The sequence below is a fragment of the Pedobacter sp. UBA5917 genome (genome assembly GCF_002432345.1).
In the GTDB taxonomy this organism is placed as follows: domain Bacteria; phylum Bacteroidota; class Bacteroidia; order Sphingobacteriales; family Sphingobacteriaceae; genus Pedobacter.
Map to the genome: position 1 here is coordinate 1 of NZ_DJDT01000182.1, position 19,518 is coordinate 19,518.

Consider the following 19,518-nt stretch of genomic DNA (forward strand, 5'->3'; position numbering starts at 1 on the left):
GATTACGCTGATACGCGCAGAATTTTTATGGAGCCCTTTATTGATCATTGAAAATTGGGTATTAGTCATTCAACCATCATCCGTTTTCCATCTAACATTTTCCATTCTTTTACCACTGAGTTTGCAGAGAAAAGATCACAGAGGACACTGAGTTTTCTTTTCAGCACCCAAACTTCTGACTTCGGATGTCTGATTTTGGGACTCATTTTATTCCATCATCCATATTACATTTCCCATTTTTTGACCATTAAGACCATTAAGATTTTAATGTGATTCGATTTGTGAAGTCATATTTTAAAAAGTAAGATTATTTATATTCAACACTAATCTTCGGATCTCGGACACCTGACTTTCGGACTATGTTTCCTGCAGATTACACTGATACACGCAGAGCGTTTATGGGGGGCTTTATTGATCATTGGAAATTGGTTGTTGAAGTTTTTTATGCTTCGGCAAAAAAGTAATCTTGTGAAAAAAATAATTTGATCTTATGTAAAAAAAAAGCTGTAAATTCCCTTCGGTATTGGTCAATTTTAAATCTTCATTTAAATAGGAGCTAATGCATTTTAAAAAGAATGCTTTTATGAACCCATAAATTATGATTTGCGAGTATTCATTGGTTTGAGCAACAATTATCCCAAGGTTGTCCATTATCTAAAACCAATATGCCTTTGTAATTGAAGAAAAAATAGCCTGTTTAATTTTCGACAGATAATAAATAGGTTAAAAAAGAGTTTTTAATAGTAACAATTTAGATTAAAATTTTAAAGATTAAGCTTTATTAATATTAAAAATTGTGCGATCGAAATATACTTTATCTGGTCGGCCGTACTTTAGTTAGTGTTTAAATATAACAGTTTCAATCCCTTAGTAAATCAGTCCCTGCAGATTTACGGCTGTTTAATTTTTAGCTTTTTTAAATTAATTATCAACATATTAAATGTGTGCATATCTATGGCCCAGTGAGCTATTAATATTGCTTGTGCGCTAATTTTTAAAAACGATATCAAATAGATAACATAAAATGAAAAACCTATAATAGATAAAAAATTATGCTCTCTACACAAAACCAAGCTCAAAAGCTTATCATCTCCAACAGTGATTATATCCATGTTGTACAGTTTGATGAAATTGTTTTCTGCCAATCGGATGGGTGTTATACCCACATCAACCTCCATAACGGACAGAAACACACACTGGCCAAATCGTTATCCAAAATCTGTACGCAGCTTTCTTCCAATCAGTTTATACGTATCAGTCAAACTTACCTTATCAATAAGGCTTTTGTAAATAAAATCGACCGCAAAAAAAAGAATCTTTATTTGTTAAACCACATAACTATTCCTTTTACCATTTCGCTTAAAAATTTAATGGATCTCATCAGCGATTCCATCCATCCAAAAATTAATTTAACAGATGCGGATAATGGGTAGAAATATATCAATACTTAACGGTTAGCATAGAATACTTAAACGTTGCTTTCTTCATTTCGATTTGGGGACAATTCGCTCTATTTTTAACTATACTTTAAGCAAAAAAGCTTAAAAATGTAAAGTTAATCCAGAAACCGATGCCTGATCATTTTTGCCTTTATGGACCACCGTTTACCTTAAGTGGTGAAGTGTATTTTAACGATAACAATGTTAACTTTCAGGTTAATTTCGATAACCCTACCGATCAGCAGGATGTATTGGCATACGAATGGTATTTAAACGATACGCTCGTAATAGATGAAAGTACTGCAGGCTTTACAGGTAAAGTTTATTGTGGTGCGTATAAAATAGGTGTAAGGATATTAAGCAGCGACGGCTGGTCGGGTATAAAAAGCCATTCTTTTTATACCTGCAAAGTACCTATCGCCATTATTATTCAGGGGGCCGACCTAGTCAACGAAGGCGATTCGGGCACTTACCTGGTTTTACAGCAGTTTTCTGATGGTGCGGTTGAAGATTTAACTTCGAAATATACTTTTACAGTAAGCGGTAACGCCAGTTTTAACGGCAACGTGTTAACCACGGTTATAAATGACAGCAGTTTTAGCGACGAAGTGATCACCATTACAGCTACACCGGTTACAGGTAATCCAATCACTAAACAGGTTACCGTGAAAAATACTACGCAGTTTAACTCGGCAGTATTGGTGGTTGATTTATTTAACGATAGCAGCCTGAATGTAATTGGTTTGATCGATAATCCTGAAGTAGCAGTTAACCATCAATCGGCTTATACCGGAAATAACTTTTTGCCCACTGCAGCATTGGCTGAAAATGCTTTTATACTGGCGTCCGATCGCATTGCAAATGGATCTACCAGTTGGCGGTTTGAGTTTAACTTAGCAAAATTGATTGCACAATATACCAATACAAGCGATTTTGTGTTTTATCTTAAAGGCCGTGGTACATCAGATCAAAGTTTAAGTGGGGCATTTAGCTTAAAAACCAGGGAAGCGAAAATGATTATGACTGGTAGTGCCGGTAGTTATATTCCAAGTGTAACCGGAGGAAATACGGTAGGCTATAGCCAGTTTAACTCCTATAGCGTTGCCGGAGCTAATGGCAGCTACAATGAGGCTGATTTATTTACCATCATCCATTTCGATTATAATGTTGCAAGCGATACACTTACCTATACCATTCCGCCACGTACGTATATTTCTAACCCAATTTTTAGAGCTAACACAAAAGAATGATTGCGGAGCTGGTTTTATAGGGTCGAACGTATTGTACATTCTTCCAATTGGTGCTTTTACTTCAACTATCAGTCAGGCAGATGCCGATGCACAGGCCAGGACCTTTTACGATGGCAGTAAACAACAATATGCTAATGATCATGGTAACTGCGAGGTAAAACCAAACTACCATTTTAAATCGAGTACAAGCGGTTCGTATCCTGTTACCATGACAACTGGTTACTCGTCGGGTAACTGTGCAATGCAGGTTGCATTTTATGCTACCATGAATAACCAGTCGGTGTTAATAGATAATACCGACGGCACCACTAATTTAATGCCGTGGGGTGCCAACACCCGAATGTTTAAAGTGCCTACTACAGGTGTATATCGGGTTAAGGCCCGTTTGGTTGGTAATATTACCTGTAATCCTATAGGTGGCGATGCCGATCATCAACAAACCATCAGCTTCCTGTTTACACGTACAGGTGGTGCCGAAACCAATTTGATTGCTCCGGGACAAAATAGTGCTGGCGATTTCAGTGCAGCAGAATTTTGTTTGCCAGGACAGTACGTTATTTCAAAAGGTATGACCCTGCCTATTGATATCAATTTTAGTATGGACTTTAATATGCTTGCCAACGAAGAGGCTAATTTTAGAACAAGGATTAATCTATTTACTTATTTCAACCAGCAACAAGGAGCAAATGAAACCAATACCACCAATTTTAATTTCTCTTTACTGGAATTAGAGATCGAAAAACTTTAAACACAATAGGCTAAGATATTTATAAGCATGACTCCATTTATTCCGACATCGCATTTCTTTACCGATCCTGCCACCATTACCCAATCAGCAGGCCAGGCTTTTGGCCCCGTTTCCGAGAACGAATTTAATCTTACGGCCAAATTTACCAGTACAGGTGGTATGGCTTTTGCCATATGCAAAGGAGTACTACTGGTGCAGCCACAGGGTGGCGAGGTGGTAAACTTAATATTAAGGCCTTACGAACAACCCATTAATGGATTAAATATTCGTTATTTTATTTATCGCGGCTTAAAAAAGAGCGATTTCTTTAACGGAGAAAATGTACTGGCCGATAGCAGCGACGTATCGGGCTTTATTAAAGGTATCAATAAGAGTTTCGCTGGTTTTTACAAAAATGAAAACGTGCCACCTTTTCTGGCCAAATACATCGGTTTCGATCCTGCAAACCAGGCGGCAAATTTACCGCTCGACCAATTTTTCTTTAAAGATTCTGAATATGTAGATAGTGCCGGCCAGTTTGTAGAAAAAGCGGAAACCGCCTTCGAGCTGCCCATGGTAAACAAAGGTACTTCGTTGGGGCATTTTATAACTGGGGAATGCGGTATTGATGTGGTGCTTAATTATGGCGATTACCAATTGCCTGCCCCAAATGCCGAGTTTAACTTCGACCTGAATTATGCCAGGGTTGCAGGAGCAAGCATTAGCCTGGCGGCCATTACCGACGAATTTCAAAAGAAACTGGCAAAAGAGCAGATCTTTCAGTTTTTAGATGTGGCCGCTTATTATGGTTTCCATACTGCTGCGGGTGTGGTTAATATTAATGGTATCGCAACCAGGGGCGAAGCCATATACACAACAGCAGTAAGTAAGTTCAGCACCAAAAACAAGCTTTACCTCTATATACAAAGCGACCGCTGCCGTTCGTACAATTTTTATAAAAATTATTTAATCAGTGATGCCAACAGCAACAGTTTAAAACTGGGCACGGTAGAAACCGCTTTAAACGAACAGGCTTACGGAACCAATGGCTGGCCTGTATTAATAGATGAGGCTGCACACACGCCAGCTACCGCAAACAACTCTTTGTTTTTGCAACTGGTAACCGATAACGGCGAAAATAGCATGTTATACGGACAGGTAGCCAATATTGTTAACGCCACCAAAGATAATTTTTTTAATGCCGAGGGTTTAAAAGCCCCCGATGCTACTGATGGCACCCCCAGTTTATTTACCAAAACCATTAACCTGGTTAACCCGGTAGTAGTTACTGGTAATACGGGTTTAAATATAGCCAGTTTTAACATCCTCATTTACCAGGGATCTATCTATCCTTATATTTTAGGACAGGAAACCGACGACAATGATGTTACCACCAACGTATTGGGGCTACCTAACTTTTTTGATGATGTGTTCGATCTCTTAAATGCCGAACCTTTGTTAAAAGCCACACAGGATAACGATTATGCCGTGCTTTCTTCGCAAAAGGTAAAACTCATTAGCCATTTTCACGACAAAACACAATTGGGTATTTCTGCGGTACAAACCTTAAATATTAACGATGTACTCGAAACAGGCGATTCGACCACTCCATCATTAAAACGCGTAACCTACATTACCGAAGCAGTTGATGTACTTAACTCGGCACTTTCGGTAACAGATACACTTACGCCCGATACCAAATCCAATCCTTCGGTTTCGGGAGCGGTAGGCAATAGTAAAACTTACCAATTGCCTGATGCTTTTTATTATAGTTTACAGGTATTTACAGATGGTACCGAAACCGTTACCGGCCTGCAACTATTGGCTAAAGATGGCAGTACACCCAACAAAATTATTCTGGGGCTTACCCAAATAGAAAATGATTTGCTTAAAGCGCTTATCACTACCAATAACTTAATTAATAGCAGGCTTTTCCTGATCGATCTTTATGAAGATGGTAACGAATTGATTTCGCAAGAGGAAATTATTTATCAAAAATACAAAGCAGGACTAGTGGGTGAGACTGCTACAGGAGAGCTTAAATTATACTTGCCTGAAACGGATGTGATGGTGTATTCGTTAGATCGGAAATATCATTTTACAGGTGAATATAGTAAGTATATGCCAGATATAGAAAACGAGCAAAGATATTTTGTAACTGATAAAATGGACCAATGGATATCGTAATTTTAAAAGATGGAACCCCGGTAAGATTTGACGACACTTTTACCAATAAATCATTTGATGGTATTACGGGATTTTTGTTAGAGTTTGATTTTCTTTTAATAAGATTTAGACATTATCAGAAAGATGATTTTAAAATCTCGGATCAAGAAAAGTGGACTCAATTGGATGGGTATTATAAAGAAACAGACTATCAGAACTACATGCTGAAAAATAGTTCGAAGAAATATGAAAGTTTGTTGAAGTTTGATTTTAGTAAGCTTACAGCTGTTTCGGGAGACATAGTTAATGTGGATGTACTTTATTTGGACGAACCCTATGATTATTATTTTAAAAATGCGACGTATAGGTTTTCAGTTCAAAACACAATAGATAACTTGGGAATAAAGAATTATCGCAAACCTATTTATCAAAATGTAACTTTAATTGGCTACGAAATTGATATTCCCAACAATTTACTTCCCCATATCCAGGAAAAAACGCCGAAAAATCTGGCGACAAGATACTTTTATGAAGCTAACTTTGGAGATTTTGTCGGTAACTGGCAAGTTTTTAGTTCAACCAAAAGAAATCTTAAAAAGATTGTAACTCAAATTTGTTTTAGAATAAGTAGTATAGTTAGGGATATTTTTCCTTACATAACCGATCTATCCATAGTTGATGCCAATGCAGATCTGAGAAAAGACGAATTTAGTGGACTTAACGATTACAATATAATAATTTTCGAATTAAAGAAAAGTTGGGGATATTATTATCTTCCTAATTCTGATCCACTTTACATTAATCGCCAAAAGATTGAACCCACATTCTCTGGAGAATCTAATTACGATGAATATCTTAAATACTATGAAGGTTTAACAAATTTTTATTTTAATGTATATAAAATAAGAAGCAATTTCATTACTCTTTCGGATGATAGGAGGTTTAATTATCTATTAGGGATGATTTCACCGGCCGCACTAGTTATTATTCCTCTTAAAGTAATAAAAAAGTGTCTTTCTTACTATTCAAAGACTAAAGAATTGGATGAAAGCTCCCAAAGATTTATCATTCATATTATCAGTTCTATCATTAAAAGATCTGAAAGAGCAGATATAGATGATTTTCTATTATTTTTACTGAATAAAGAAAATGGTGAAGGCACAAATTTTGAGATTTTATACGGACTACTAACAGATGGTAGGATAGAGAGAATACCTTATATCAATATGATATTTGATGAGTATACCAACAAGAAATATTTTGCCTATGCAATATATGAGTTATGGAAGGTTTCTAAATTTAATTGGGATTATTTTCCTCCTGAGATCACTCCAATTCCTGGACAAATTTATGATGGCAATTTCTTTGTAAAGAGCCATGATGAATTTAACACCAATAACATTTTCGAATTTTCAAGTGTAGATAATGTTGAGAGCAATCTCCCTTTTAATACTAAGGTTACTTTCAAATCTTATTTTAAGAATAATAAGTTAAATATATATAAGACTACACGAGTCTTGAAGTATTACAGTACTGGCAGTGGTATTACACCTCTTGCTGATGATAGTGTTTTAGAAGAATTTGGTTTATTTCATTTATATCAACCTATTACACTAATTGGATATAAGCCAAATTTAGATTTAGCATTTGTAGTCCCTCAAAGAGGAACAATACCTGCATTTTTATTTCACTTCGCAGAGGAATACAAAAAAATAGCAGAATTCGATGCTTTAATCTCTTTATCAGTAGATTTAACTGTCAATATTTTGCTAGCATATTTTGGAGGAGGCTCAAGTCTACTAAAGAATTTAAATTATTTAAGATACACTAAGTTAGGTGCAGCTATAATTGGGGAAGGCGTTATAGCTACCGAAGCAGTTGTGATTTGGCGGAATGCTGAAGGGACTGCTAACATAATAACACTTAGTGTCGCAGAGTTAATGTCGGTCAATCAATATTTGACAACAACAACAACCGATGATCTAGAGCAAAAATATTTGATAAGAATACAACAATTATTTCTAGTATTATTAATCATTGGCATAGGAGGCACACTCTATACAAGAGCAAGAGCAACCGAAGCAGCTACTCGAATTTTAGATGATATTGCACTGTTGGGTACAGCTGCACACGGCGTTCCAGAGTCTATTCTGCAAATACTTAGAAGTCTAAAGGGAGAAGCTACTGTTGCGAAAACGATATTTCTCGAAGATTTAAATCGTATAAACAATCGAATTCCTATCACTAATATTCTTTTCAAATATGAACATATATTTGATGAGAGTACAAAAATGAGATTTTGGCTTAATTTTAGAGAGTTAAATGATATTGAATGGAGAAGATTTAGTTTTTCGGATGATTACTTGGAAAACTGGATTCAATTAAATAGTAGAAATATTGATGAAGCTCGTTTTATTGATTTTATCACTAATCAAAAACTTGTTGATGGTATTATAAGATATTCTAATGAACCAGCGTTTAAAAAAATATTAGATACATTTAGTTATCATAGCAAAGTAAATTTTTTAGAGAATTTTTCGTTAACTACTACCAAAAATTTTAATAGACTTAGGGAATATCCTAAAGTACTAGAAAAATGGAAAACAGCAACTGGATATAGTAAAGCTCTAGCAGAACAAAATTTTGCCAATTGGATAGAGCAACAGATTTATGCACTTAGATACGAGGTTAAATATGTTGGTAAACCTTTACAAGGTGCACTTACGGACAATTATATACTTCAAAATTTTAGGCAAAATGGGTTAGTATTAAGGAATTTAGTTGAAAATAAGGCTGTAGAACAATTAGCTGAGAATTATAAACTTAGTGAAAAGCAGGTTGTTGTAGCATTTATGGAAAAAGAAGGGGACTTAAAATCAGAAGTTTTTACAAATTTTATAGGGAAGCAAAAGGAGGAAGGAAAAGAAATGGAACAATGGCTTAACAATTATGGGGAGTTTGCTGATACTGATAAGCCTTATTTACAACCTAGTATTAGGGAACGTTTGTTAGAAGCGGAAAAATATAAAGTTAGTGGAAAATTATTGACAAATGACCCTTTTGATATTACTCGAGCTGGGCCTGTGGCATCTCACGCAGAATTTAGATCGCTAAATGATTTAGCAGCAAAAAAGTTTGGGAATAACTATATAGAACCTAAAATTTTTGATGATTGGCTTAAAAATGATGTTTTGGGTTATGTTATGAAAATTAGGCCAGATAAATCTGGTAATATAATACAACATACATGTGTTCATTGTTATTATTTTACAGATTTGGTAACCTTTATGAGGATTAATTAAATATTAAAATTATGTTAAGAATAAATTGGACTGATCCCGATATTGATATTGTAGGTGTAGATGCAGGAGGCGGTGACATATACTACTATAAAAATATGCCATTTACTGGCATACTATATGAAAATCATTCAAATGGAAATTTAAACTATGAGATAGAATGTGTTAATGGCTACCCTGAAGGTGTACAGCGTCATTACTATGAAAATGGTCAAATTAATCAAGAATCATTTTTGAAATATAACCAAGAGTACGGCATAATGAAAGAATGGGATGAGCATGGTAATTTACTGAGCGAATATGATTGGGGCCCAAAACCTTAAAAGAACATTTTATAAAAGAATTAAATATTCTGATTGAATTACCCCCCTCGCTGGCGCACGCGTGCCGCGTGTCAAAATACACAGGCTATAATGTCGGCTCTTAAACCAAAATCTTATTAGGTCGTAGCCTTTGTTACGATCTTTTTTAATTAAAAGACCTATGCTTTTCTATGTAGTTTGAATCATGACTTTATTGTTGCAGGTTTTATAAAACACACGTCACGCGTGCGCCAGAGAAGGAGTTTTTTGGCAATGCAGGTAAAAAAGCGCCAGGAGGACATGCTGAAATAAGAGCATTGGACGATCTTGCTAAAGAAAGGTTTCCTAACTACAGGAGTAGCCCGCCTACTAATGAAGTATTTAATGCTTGGCTAAAAAATGATGTTTTAGGTTATAATCGAAACATTAAATATGGTACTTCTCAAGAGAAAGTAATTATGCATACATGTGTAGATTGTTTTCATATTCTAGATTTAGTTACTTTTATAAGACCTTAAATAATATTAAATTATGTTGCGAATAGAATATAATGATCCAGATTTAACACAAAGAGACCGACCAACCAATTGGGGCGAGGGAATTTATTTATATAAAGGTCATCCTTTTACAGGTATTGAAATTTATTATTATCCAAATACGAATCAATTATCAGCAGAATATGAATATAAAGATGGGATTTTTGACGGTAGACAGGTAAGGTATTGGCAAAATGGCAACATAATGGAAGAATATTTCCAAAAATATGATTATTATATAAACTCTTTTAAAAGGTGGAATGAGCAAGGAGTTTTAATAAGCCATCAAGAAAACGATCAGTTTGGAAATTGGGTAAAAACAATTCTTTAAAATGGTTCTAGCTCTTGATGTGCATTATAAAGATGATGGTTCAGCTAAATCAGTTGGGATTTTATTTAATTGGAATGATACTCAACCAAAAGAGATTTTGATAGAATACATTAAAGAAACAGATGAATATATTCCTGGCGAGTTTTACAAAAGAGAACTTCCATGTCTATTAAAAATTATAGAAAAAGTAAATATAAATGATCTGGAAGCTATTGTTATTGATGGATATGTATACATAAATAATGAAAAAGGACTTGGTCTGGGTGGATATCTTTGGAAAGCATTAAATAAACAGATTCCTGTAATAGGGGTAGCGAAAAATTTTTATCACGGTAACACTGAAACAACTCATCAAATATATAGGGGTAAAAGTAAAAAGCCTTTATACATATCATCAGTTGGACTCGAATTAAGTGCCGCATCAGACTTTATAATGCAGATGCCCGGTGAGTTTAGGATACCCGATTTATTAAAACAACTAGATATTATAACAAAGGAAAAATAATTTTTGTGGAAACACAAAACGCTTGCGCACGCGTGCCGCGTATGCAGTATATTATAACAGCTCATACTAATTTTATTAAAGAGACCGTAATTCCAACGGTCTCTTCAATAAAATATTAGCAAAACAAAATCCTAAACGAATAGTAAAGCCATTTACATCGATACTCGAACTCCACGGAATATTTAAGAGAATACCGTTTTATTTCTCGCTCATTTTCTTATATTTAATCGATATAAAGTCCCAAATATCAACCATTATTTGGCCAGCTATCCCACATGGTTAAAATGCTTGATTCATCCCAATTATAAAGAAAACGGACATATTTCTGCTAGCGCAGTCATGTTTAAAACATAAAGGGATGAGCCGTAAATACAAATTCCGTAAATTGTTAAACTAAATGCTATGGAAATAAAATATTTAACTTATTTAAGAGATAATCCTGTAATTAAGGGCCCTCATTATGAAAGGACTAATGAGTCTATTCAATTGTCAGAAATCGTTCAATTGGAAAATTTATTTAATGAAGGAAAGCCTTTTCCTCCAGTATTAAAAGAATTACTTTTTTTAGCTGGTGGCGGAACGTGTGTACTTGATAGAGGAAGGAATAAAACCCAACAAGAAATGCAGGAACATGTAAGGAAGTGTTTGGTTCGGTATAATAGAAGTATCAACAGGTCCTTCTATGCTATAGATGTGTATAATCCTGGAGATCAAATGTTGTTTATTTATCTAGATGAAGGGGATGATCCAATTGTTTATAACGCAGTTTATGAGGAACCTATCGAAGAATGGTTGTCGTCAACTATGTTGACTATTGCACAAATAATTAATGGCAGAATAGATAATGTAAAAAAAGGGTGGAACCCATTTTAAACGATTTTTTTTGGCAGTAGAACTTGATATTCTGTTAAAAATATCCTTCTCACTGGCGTAAGCATGAGGCGTGTGTAATATATCACAACAACTCTTATTCATTTTATTAAAGAGATCGTAATTCAAACGGTCTCTTTATTAAAAGTAACCAAAAGCAAATCCTTAACGCGTAGTAAAGCCATTTGCATCCATACTTTAGCTTGCCGGAATATTTAAAAAATACCATTTTTTTCTACTCATTTTCGTATATTTAGTTCAGAATATAGTCCCGCAGTAAAAACCATTGTCCCAACCAGTTTTCCCATGGTAAATGGTTAATTAATCCCACAGTTTTTTAATAGGATTACCAATTAACCTTAATATTTAATTAAAAACCATTTACCATGAGTTTAAACAACAGGATTTCAGCCGAAATCACCGCAAAGCAATCAGCAGCCATTGCAGCTGCTTTCGAACAGTTAAAAACCACTTTATCACCGGTTTTAAGTATTAATTTAACCGCGGAGGAGCGTAAAGCCATGCTGGTTATGGGCGATAAAACCCTGGCCTTTGTAAACAAAACGCTTGAGTATGCCACCCAGAACCCAGGCTTGGTGCCGAACTATGTCGATTTAACCGAAGCAAAAAAAGATAACAAACTTGCTTCCGATATATATGGCATTTTTCAGCAGTTAAGCACCCTCTTGCGAGCTATGGAAGATACCGGCATGGTGGCAGGTAGCGAAGCTTACGAAGCGGCCCTGGTGATTTATCATTCTATAAAAGGTGCCAGCCGTTCTAATATTCCCGGTACGCAGACCATTTACGACGACCTGAAGCAGCGTTTTCCGGGCCGTGGGAGAAAAATAATAATTACGGAAGAATAAGTCGATTTTATTAAAATCGGCTTCCATAGCTATTTAAAAGTACTTCCGGAGTGCAAATTGTGCTTCGGAAGTACAAAAAGCTACTACCGGAGTAGAAAAAGGTAATCCCCGGTTATAAAGAAATAGCTTCGGAAGTAGAAAAAGCTTACTCCGAACAACAAAGTTGATGTGCCGAAGTACAAAAAGATGCTGCTGAAGTAGAAAAAGATATTCCCCGGTTACAAAGAAATAGCTTCAGAAGTACAAAAAGCTTCCTCCGAACAACAAGAGCGATGTACAGAAGCACAAAAAGATGCTGCTGAAGTAGAAAAACGTACTCCCTGGTTATAAGGAAATAGCTTCAGAAGTAAAAAAAGCATACGCTGAACAACAAAGTCGATGTGCAGAAACACAAAAAGATGCTGCTAAAGTAGAAAAAGGTATTATTGATTGGCATCCTTCAGGTAATGAAGAATCTTTAACAGCAAAAGAGCCTAATCATTCCAATTAAAAGATCTTTCGTTATACTCAGGAAGACAGCATGTTTAAATGCGCTTGAAACCGTCAATATTGATTACACACAAGGACTTCGTATTCCAGAGGGGCAGACCTAAGACTGAGGACTCCAGACTAAGGACTGATAACAGCATCCAAAACCTGAATAATGGATCAAAATGTGCCAATACTTAACGGTTGCTTACGAATACTTAAACGATGCTTTGCACCCTTTCTTTTGGGTAGTATTCGCTGTATTTTTAGTTGTTGCTTTTGTAAATAACAAGTCTTTATTGTCCATTTCGGAACTGGCTAAATTACAGGGGCATGCCTTTTTAAATAGAACCGAAGCACAAAATTAAGTACATGCCAGCCAATCAAGTTGTAACCAGAAGATTTTATCCAGCCCTATCGGAAGTAATTACGGTAGATGACCTGCCGGAATTTTTACACTTTGCAGAAAATGGGTTAAACCAGTTGCTGGATAAGATTCACTATAAAAACCTGCAGTATTCAAAAAGTCAGCGTGGCGATTCAGCTTTCTATAGTTTAGATATTGTAACCAATAACATCGGACTGGATCTGCCTTTTGGATTGCGCTTGGTACTTAATCCCGATACGAACGGCGATTCGAACATTTCATCATTCCCTATTTCTATACAGTACCAATGGGAAATGCTGGCCTTTTTACGTTCGTTCAAGGTTCAGAATTTTGCTTTTACCTCCGAGGCTTTTTTTGCGCTGGGTCTTCGGATTTTTAAAATCACCGAAGATGAGGTAATGGCGCACATCCTCAATTATTTTATAGATGAGGTGCCCGGTACCGATAGCAAATTTGATGTTTTGCTCGATGCCATCAATATAAAATATAACACACATTTAAGTTTACCTCCCGATGAGGAACCTACCGTTGATATGGTGGTGAGCCTGATCAAAAGTGAAGTAACTATCCCTAAAAGTGTATCAGCCGTAATGTTTGCTGTGTTTATTTCGGATAACGATCTGGATAAAACCAAACAGCTGCTACAGCAGTTTTACAATCGTTTGGTGCCAAATGGTATCGAAGATTATATTAAACAATTAATCACACCAAAACTTAAAGCCACTTTAAAGCTATCGGCAGGTATACAGTTTCCACGGAGCATATTAAAGCCAGTAGACGAAAACGGTGTTCTGATTGAGGGCGAATATGAACCCAAATCAATGTTTACCTTTGGCGAAGCCACATTTTATGTCGATACCGAATCGGGTATTGGGGCCGATGTAGAGTTTGTAGGCAATTTGGCGCCAGAATTTGCGCAGATTGGCAATACCAATTTATTTATAGGGATAAAAAAAGCCAAACTCGATTTAAGTAAGAAAAAAAACATAGCCGAAGCCGATGCCGCGGGTTATGGCCCTGATTTTACCGGCCTGTATGTAAAAGAAGCAGTGATCGGTTTAAGCGGTTTCGGTAAAAAAAGCACTACCAAAACCAGTGTTGCGCTAAAAGGCGAAGATATGCTGATTGGTACCGGAGGTGTTTCCGGTAAAATCTCACTCCAATCCAACGGCGCTTTAAATCAAGATTTCGGATTATTTGAGGCAGAATTAAACCTATTTTCAGTTACCTTTAAAAAAGGCGTCATTGTCGAATCTGATATTGCCGGTAAACTCACCATTCCGCGTTTTAAGGATACCACAGGGCAGCAGGCCTTAATCGATATCCGTGTACACATTCAGGATAACGGAAATTTTGAACTTACCGCCAAACCACAGAAAGGTCTGTTGCCCATTACTTTACCAAATGTTTTTACCTTAAACATCAGGAGTTTTAATCTTGGCAAAGAACCCCGTGGTTTTTATATCCAGATTGCCGGAACATTGGATTTTATAGCTGATATCCCCGGACTGGGGCAGGTATTGCCCAAAAACATCGAGATCCAGAAATTAAGGATCTGGGACAATGGCGATATCGAATTTGAAGGGGGAAGTTTTGTTATACCAAAAGCCTTTAAACTTAAAGTTGGTCCGGTTAACCTCGAAGTTAGCCAGATCGCTTTTGGTGCATATAGCAAACAGTTAAATGGTATAGAACGTAAATACCGTTTCTTCGGTTTCGATGGAATGATCAATACCGGTAATGCCGGGGTAAATGCTACAGGTAATGGTATAAAATATTACTTTACTGTTGATAGCAATGATACCGATAAACCTTTTGATAGCTTTACCAGTATAGATGGTATTGGTATCGACCTTACCATACCGGGTAATGTGAGCAAGGAAAAGGCCGCATTTTTATTGAATGGTTACCTGAGCATGAGCAATCCGGATCCGGCCATTGTTGGTTCTAATGCCGGGTCGGAATATACGGGTTCCATTAGTTTCTCTATGCCGAAACTTCGCTTAAGCGGTTCGGCTGCCATGCGCTTAAAACCGGGTGTACCATCCTTTATCGTTGATATAGGCATGGAATTACCTGGGCCAATTCCGCTCGGTGCTACCGGTTTGGGTATTTATGGTTTTAGGGGGATTATCGGCAGACATTATATTGCATCCAAATCTGCTACAACGCCACCCTTGCCTGATACGGCCAGTTGGTGGGAATATTATAAAGCAAAAAGTAACATTACCCATAGAGAGGGGATAGAGATTGATAAATTTGCCGATAAACCCGGTTATTCGGTTGGGGCGGGTGTTTCTATTGCAACCAGTTTCGATAAAGGCTTTACTTTCTCTACCAAACTCTTTTTATACTTAGGTTTGCCCAACCTGTTTTTATTACAGGGACAGGCCGGGGTATTGCGTTCGCGCATCGGCCTAAATAAAGATGTAGATCCGCCATTTAGCGCTTTAATTGCGATAGATGATAAATCCTTTATCTCCAGTTTAGGTGTAAATTACCGCTTGCCCGAGGGTGGCTCGTTTGATGGGGCAATATTTAGTCTGAGCGGTAAGTTAGAGCTGGCTTTCTTCTTTAACAATGCTTCGGGTTGGTACCTTAATGTAGGTAAAGATCAACCCGAAAACGAAAGGATCAGGGCAAAAATACTCACCCTCTTCCAGGGGTATGCCTACCTCATGATCTCTTCACGTGGTATTAAAGCGGGTGCTGGTGCCAGATTCGACTTTAAAGCCGATTTCTGGATTGTAAAATTCGGTTTCGGTGCCTTTGTTGATATGGCAGGATCTATCAGCTTTAAACCGATACAGATTGGTGGTTATGTTAGAATGGGCGGTTATGCCTATATCCAGATCCTGAGGTTTAAATTTAATATTTCGATTACGGTAACCCTGGGTTTCGAAGCACCCAATCCATTCATCATTTACGGTTCACTGGAGCTCAATTTGGGTTTGCCATGGCCAATCAGAAAGCTTGGTCGTATAAAAATTACCCTAAGCTGGGAGTTTAACAGTAACAGAGGACCATTACTTGCACCAATACCGGTATTAAGCCTGCCCGATCCGGCAACCGGTTATATGCCTGCTGCGGCAACCAACATGTTATCCAGCGAAACCTTTCCGATCAACTATGTAAATTACGAAATTACAGGCGGTTCGGTAAATATCCCGGCACCTGGAGCAGGTGGTTGGCAATATAACTTTAACGATGAGAATGCGCTAACGCATGTAACCATACCACTGGATAGTTTTATCGATATTGATCTGTTAAAGCCTGTAAAGCCCGTGGCAGCACTCATAGGCGGAGCAGGTAATCAATTACCTGATGGTTATGTGGAAATGTTGCCGCCTCAAAAAGGAATCAGCAGCCAGGTGCGCCACGAACTGCAGTTTCTGGGCCTCGAAATTTATGCCTGGAATGAAAATGGAAGCTGGCAGCCATACCATATTTACGAAGCCGTTACCGTTATCCGTGCCGATAATACAGGTATAGGAGCTATCGACCTGAGTAAACTGAACAATGCTTACTGGCAGTTTAACGAAGCGAACCGTTACAATAAGATCAGGGTATTATCGCAAAACATGTTCAGCTTTAGCAATGGCATGAGCAATTCGGCAGCCGATCTTGATGCTTTAAACTTTCAGCGGAAAGATATCTTCTGCTACGAAAATGTATCAAAGCAGAATGTTGTTAACTGGATCGGTCAACCATTGGGTAAAGCGTACCAAACCGGCGAAACATTTTATCTTAAAAACGTTGCATTTAAGTTTACCGGCATAACTGGGAGTGTGCAGAATGATGCAGGCTTTAACAATGCCGTATTGCAGGTGGCACAGAGTGGTGGTTCTTTAAGTATCGTTTTACCGGAGCCCGTAACCACACTTGAGCTCGATTTTGGGGCAAATGCAAATGCACTGCGTGTTGATTATATCAAACATCAGTACCGTATAGATTATGATATAACCGAACTAGGGTATTTGGGTTTTAATTTCGGTAGGATACTGGTGCCAAAAACGGTAAAATACAATGTGCGGGTATTAACACAGTACCTGGCCGATACCGAGAGCAATACCAGTTTAAATTATAACGATTTAAACCAGCCTGTTAACGAAGTATTAATCCATTTTGAAAGCAGGTATCCGTTAAATTTTGAAGGCGATATTGTGCTGGGTGGTTATTTTAACTTACCGGCAACCTATATTTCTGGTACCATTTTCCCGCATGGGCACGAAGTTGATGCTGATAAAACACTGGTTTACGCCACTATTTACAATAAGGCCTTTACTGCTGCAGAGGTATTAAGTAAAGCATACAATAATCCGCAAGGTGCCGTGGGCCAGTGGCCAATGGATAACCGCATACCTACCGTAGGTGATCAAAATGCTCTTGTAGCCGGAAACCCGGGAATGACTTCCGGTTTTTATGGGAAAACTACCAGTAACGAATGGCAGCTGCACCAAACTTATGCCTATGCCACCAATAGCGATGCCCTTTTAATTCCTTTCGTACCCGAATTAAAAGTAGAAGAAACAAACTTTTCCATTGAGGTTACCGCTGTTTTTAATCCTTTCGAAGCTGGTGTAAGCACGCTTTTATCAAGGGTTACGCAGGATCCTGTAACCGGTAAGAAAAAAGGTTATGCCCTGCACCTGTATCAGGATACACCAGGCAATCCCGATACCGTTTACAGCACCGCACAGGCTGTACCATCATTTAAAATATGGTTTACCGCTTACCAGGATCTCGTTCACTCGGGCGTAAGTGCTTCAGAAAAATATACCATAAACTGTGATACCGGCAAACTGATAGAAAAGCAGTACAAACAGATACTGGTTTCCGTAAACCGCAGTACTGGAACCATTGAGGTTTTTATCGATAAAATACTGAAAGCAAGTGAAGATATTCCTTCCGAACTCGATTTTATTTCGCCTGTAATTAAAATAAGCAACCTAAACCAACTGAGTTACTTAACAGAAGTGCTGCAGCGCAGGTTGGAAGAAAATAACATTACCCGCAAGGGTTTTATTGATGAGGCAGAATTATTGAGCAATAACCTCAATAAAACCATCCAGCCGGTTTGGCGCCCCGATACCACATATGCCATTGTGGTTAAAACACGTGATGTGGTTGAAGGAAACATAGGTGCAGCAGTGCAAAAGAATCACATTTATGGTTTTAAAACCGTAGGACCGATAGGGCACTTCCAAAAGAAAAATGCCATTTACAAGGCACTCGAATCGCAGGATAAAGCCGCGGCATTTAAACTGGCCGATTTAAAGCATTATATTGATTATGAACGTTCTTTCCCTGATGCACAAAGCCGTTATGATTTAAGTAAACCTGTATTCTGTCATGATCCAAAGGTTAGCCTGTTGTTTGTTAAACCTTACCTTAATGCCATGTTCTCTGATTGGGATGGTTATTTAGGACTGCCAACGGTTAAGAGTACTTTGCAAATGCAATTGTTGGATCCTTATGGCGCAATTTTAAGTCCACAGTTGATCTGGGAGCAATTACCCGACGAGGAAATTACAAATGCCAACTTTATGAAATTACCTCCCGATCAGCAGGTATTGTATTTTATGAACAAGGCAGCACTCGAAGATTCGTGTAATGTAAACCCCGTGAGCATTAAAAAACGTAAAAAGCAGGGCACATACCATTTCCCTAACCTCGAAGCAAACCGTTTGTACACCGCACTATTTACAGCAGTATACCAACCCTTGGGCGAGGCAGAGCAAAGAGCAGAAATTCATCGTTTTAACTTTAAAACATCCCGTTTCAGCACCTTTTCCGATCAGGCCGGAAGTTATGTGCTCAATAGTACTCCTGGGGCTGAAAAATATGCACTTTATCCATTGGTTGTAAGGTTTACTCAATCAGAAATTGATGGGAGCATTAAAAATCTGATCGATGATAATCCTGAAAATGATGCACCGGAAGTAATCAGGTATGCATCAAAATACGATCGCTTGGTATATGGTGGTTTGGCCATCAAAAACCTCGAACCCATTGAAACAACCGTAATCCATCCCATCATCAATATCGATCCTGTTGATTCGGGCAAACGCCTGTTGGGGATATTGGTGAGGAACCCTGAACCTTTTAACAATCCAAAACTGCCGCTAGCATCATTAAATAATACGGTTGGTTTATCGCTTAGCCCTCAGGGGCAGGGCGTGCTTGCACCCGAAAGCTTTATTTATATCCATGCGCAGGATACCTCGGCCGTGTTTATTACAAATGCTGCCTTTAATATGCCGGTAGGTGATACCCAGTTACATTTTAAATACAAAATATTTAACGGTAACGATTATGAAACAGATTCTGAAAGTTATAACGGACCAATTATTCCGATAAGTCTTTAA

At 37.6% G+C, this 19,518-nt stretch carries 12 protein-coding genes; all 12 read left to right on the plus strand.

Annotated elements, in window-relative coordinates; translation table 11 throughout:
* The first annotated feature begins 1,052 nt into the window (after positions 1-1,052).
* The 12 genes from B2V92_RS11915 (at position 1,053) to B2V92_RS11970 (ending at position 19,518) form a co-directional block, all read left to right on the plus strand.
* Positions 1,053-1,433 (plus strand): LytR/AlgR family response regulator transcription factor, encoded by a 381-nt coding sequence (locus B2V92_RS11915; RefSeq protein ID WP_293308160.1) that lies wholly within the window; start codon positions 1,053-1,055, stop codon positions 1,431-1,433.
* Between the two features lie 137 nt (positions 1,434-1,570).
* The gene (locus B2V92_RS11920) at positions 1,571-2,689 is read left to right on the plus strand and encodes a hypothetical protein (protein WP_293308162.1); all 1,119 of its coding nucleotides are present in this window, start codon (positions 1,571-1,573) and stop codon (positions 2,687-2,689) included.
* 31 nt (positions 2,690-2,720) lie between these two features.
* A complete protein-coding gene (locus B2V92_RS11925; protein ID WP_293308164.1) occupies positions 2,721-3,437 on the plus strand; it encodes a DUF5977 domain-containing protein in 717 nt (238 codons plus the stop codon).
* A gap of 27 nt (positions 3,438-3,464) precedes the next feature.
* A complete protein-coding gene (locus B2V92_RS11930) occupies positions 3,465-5,603 on the plus strand; it encodes a hypothetical protein (RefSeq protein ID WP_293308166.1) in 2,139 nt (712 codons plus the stop codon).
* Positions 5,591-8,884 carry a hypothetical protein gene (locus tag B2V92_RS11935; RefSeq protein WP_293308168.1) on the plus strand — a complete coding sequence of 1,098 codons (3,294 nt, stop codon included), beginning with the start codon at positions 5,591-5,593 and terminating at the stop codon, positions 8,882-8,884. The genes B2V92_RS11930 and B2V92_RS11935 overlap by 13 nt, the downstream gene beginning before the upstream one ends.
* 11 nt (positions 8,885-8,895) lie before the next feature.
* Positions 8,896-9,204, plus strand: a complete 309-nt coding sequence (locus B2V92_RS11940) for a toxin-antitoxin system YwqK family antitoxin (protein WP_293308170.1) — start codon at positions 8,896-8,898, stop codon at positions 9,202-9,204.
* 510 nt (positions 9,205-9,714) lie between these two features.
* The gene (locus B2V92_RS11945) at positions 9,715-10,050 is read left to right on the plus strand and encodes a hypothetical protein (RefSeq protein WP_293308172.1); all 336 of its coding nucleotides are present in this window, start codon (positions 9,715-9,717) and stop codon (positions 10,048-10,050) included.
* A 1-nt stretch (position 10,051) separates the two neighbouring features.
* Entirely contained in the window at positions 10,052-10,555 is a 504-nt protein-coding gene (locus B2V92_RS11950) for an endonuclease V (protein WP_293308174.1), read from the plus strand.
* 402 nt (positions 10,556-10,957) lie between these two features.
* Complete coding sequence (locus B2V92_RS11955) at positions 10,958-11,428, plus strand: hypothetical protein (RefSeq protein ID WP_293308176.1); 471 nt, start codon at positions 10,958-10,960, stop codon at positions 11,426-11,428.
* 383 nt (positions 11,429-11,811) lie between these two features.
* The gene (locus B2V92_RS11960; protein ID WP_293308178.1) at positions 11,812-12,294 is read left to right on the plus strand and encodes a hypothetical protein; all 483 of its coding nucleotides are present in this window, start codon (positions 11,812-11,814) and stop codon (positions 12,292-12,294) included.
* Positions 12,295-12,947: 653 nt separating this feature from the next.
* Entirely contained in the window at positions 12,948-13,130 is a 183-nt protein-coding gene (locus B2V92_RS11965; RefSeq protein ID WP_293308180.1) for a hypothetical protein, read from the plus strand.
* Positions 13,131-13,134: 4 nt separating this feature from the next.
* Positions 13,135-19,518 (plus strand): hypothetical protein, encoded by a 6,384-nt coding sequence (locus B2V92_RS11970; protein ID WP_293308182.1) that lies wholly within the window; start codon positions 13,135-13,137, stop codon positions 19,516-19,518.

Bases quoted from the DNA above. Each gene is read 5' to 3' on its own strand.
- B2V92_RS11915 (WP_293308160.1), top strand. From the start codon at position 1,053: ATGCTCTCTACACAAAACCAAGCTCAAAAGCTTATCATCTCCAACAGT.
- B2V92_RS11920 (WP_293308162.1), top strand. From the start codon at position 1,571: ATGCCTGATCATTTTTGCCTTTATGGACCACCGTTTACCTTAAGTGGT.
- B2V92_RS11930 (WP_293308166.1), top strand. From the start codon at position 3,465: ATGACTCCATTTATTCCGACATCGCATTTCTTTACCGATCCTGCCACC.
- B2V92_RS11935 (WP_293308168.1), top strand. From the start codon at position 5,591: ATGGATATCGTAATTTTAAAAGATGGAACCCCGGTAAGATTTGACGAC.
- B2V92_RS11940 (WP_293308170.1), top strand. From the start codon at position 8,896: ATGTTAAGAATAAATTGGACTGATCCCGATATTGATATTGTAGGTGTA.
- B2V92_RS11945 (WP_293308172.1), top strand. From the start codon at position 9,715: ATGTTGCGAATAGAATATAATGATCCAGATTTAACACAAAGAGACCGA.
- B2V92_RS11950 (WP_293308174.1), top strand. From the start codon at position 10,052: ATGGTTCTAGCTCTTGATGTGCATTATAAAGATGATGGTTCAGCTAAA.
- B2V92_RS11955 (WP_293308176.1), top strand. From the start codon at position 10,958: ATGGAAATAAAATATTTAACTTATTTAAGAGATAATCCTGTAATTAAG.
- B2V92_RS11960 (WP_293308178.1), top strand. From the start codon at position 11,812: ATGAGTTTAAACAACAGGATTTCAGCCGAAATCACCGCAAAGCAATCA.
- B2V92_RS11965 (WP_293308180.1), top strand. From the start codon at position 12,948: ATGTGCCAATACTTAACGGTTGCTTACGAATACTTAAACGATGCTTTG.
- B2V92_RS11970 (WP_293308182.1), top strand. From the start codon at position 13,135: ATGCCAGCCAATCAAGTTGTAACCAGAAGATTTTATCCAGCCCTATCG.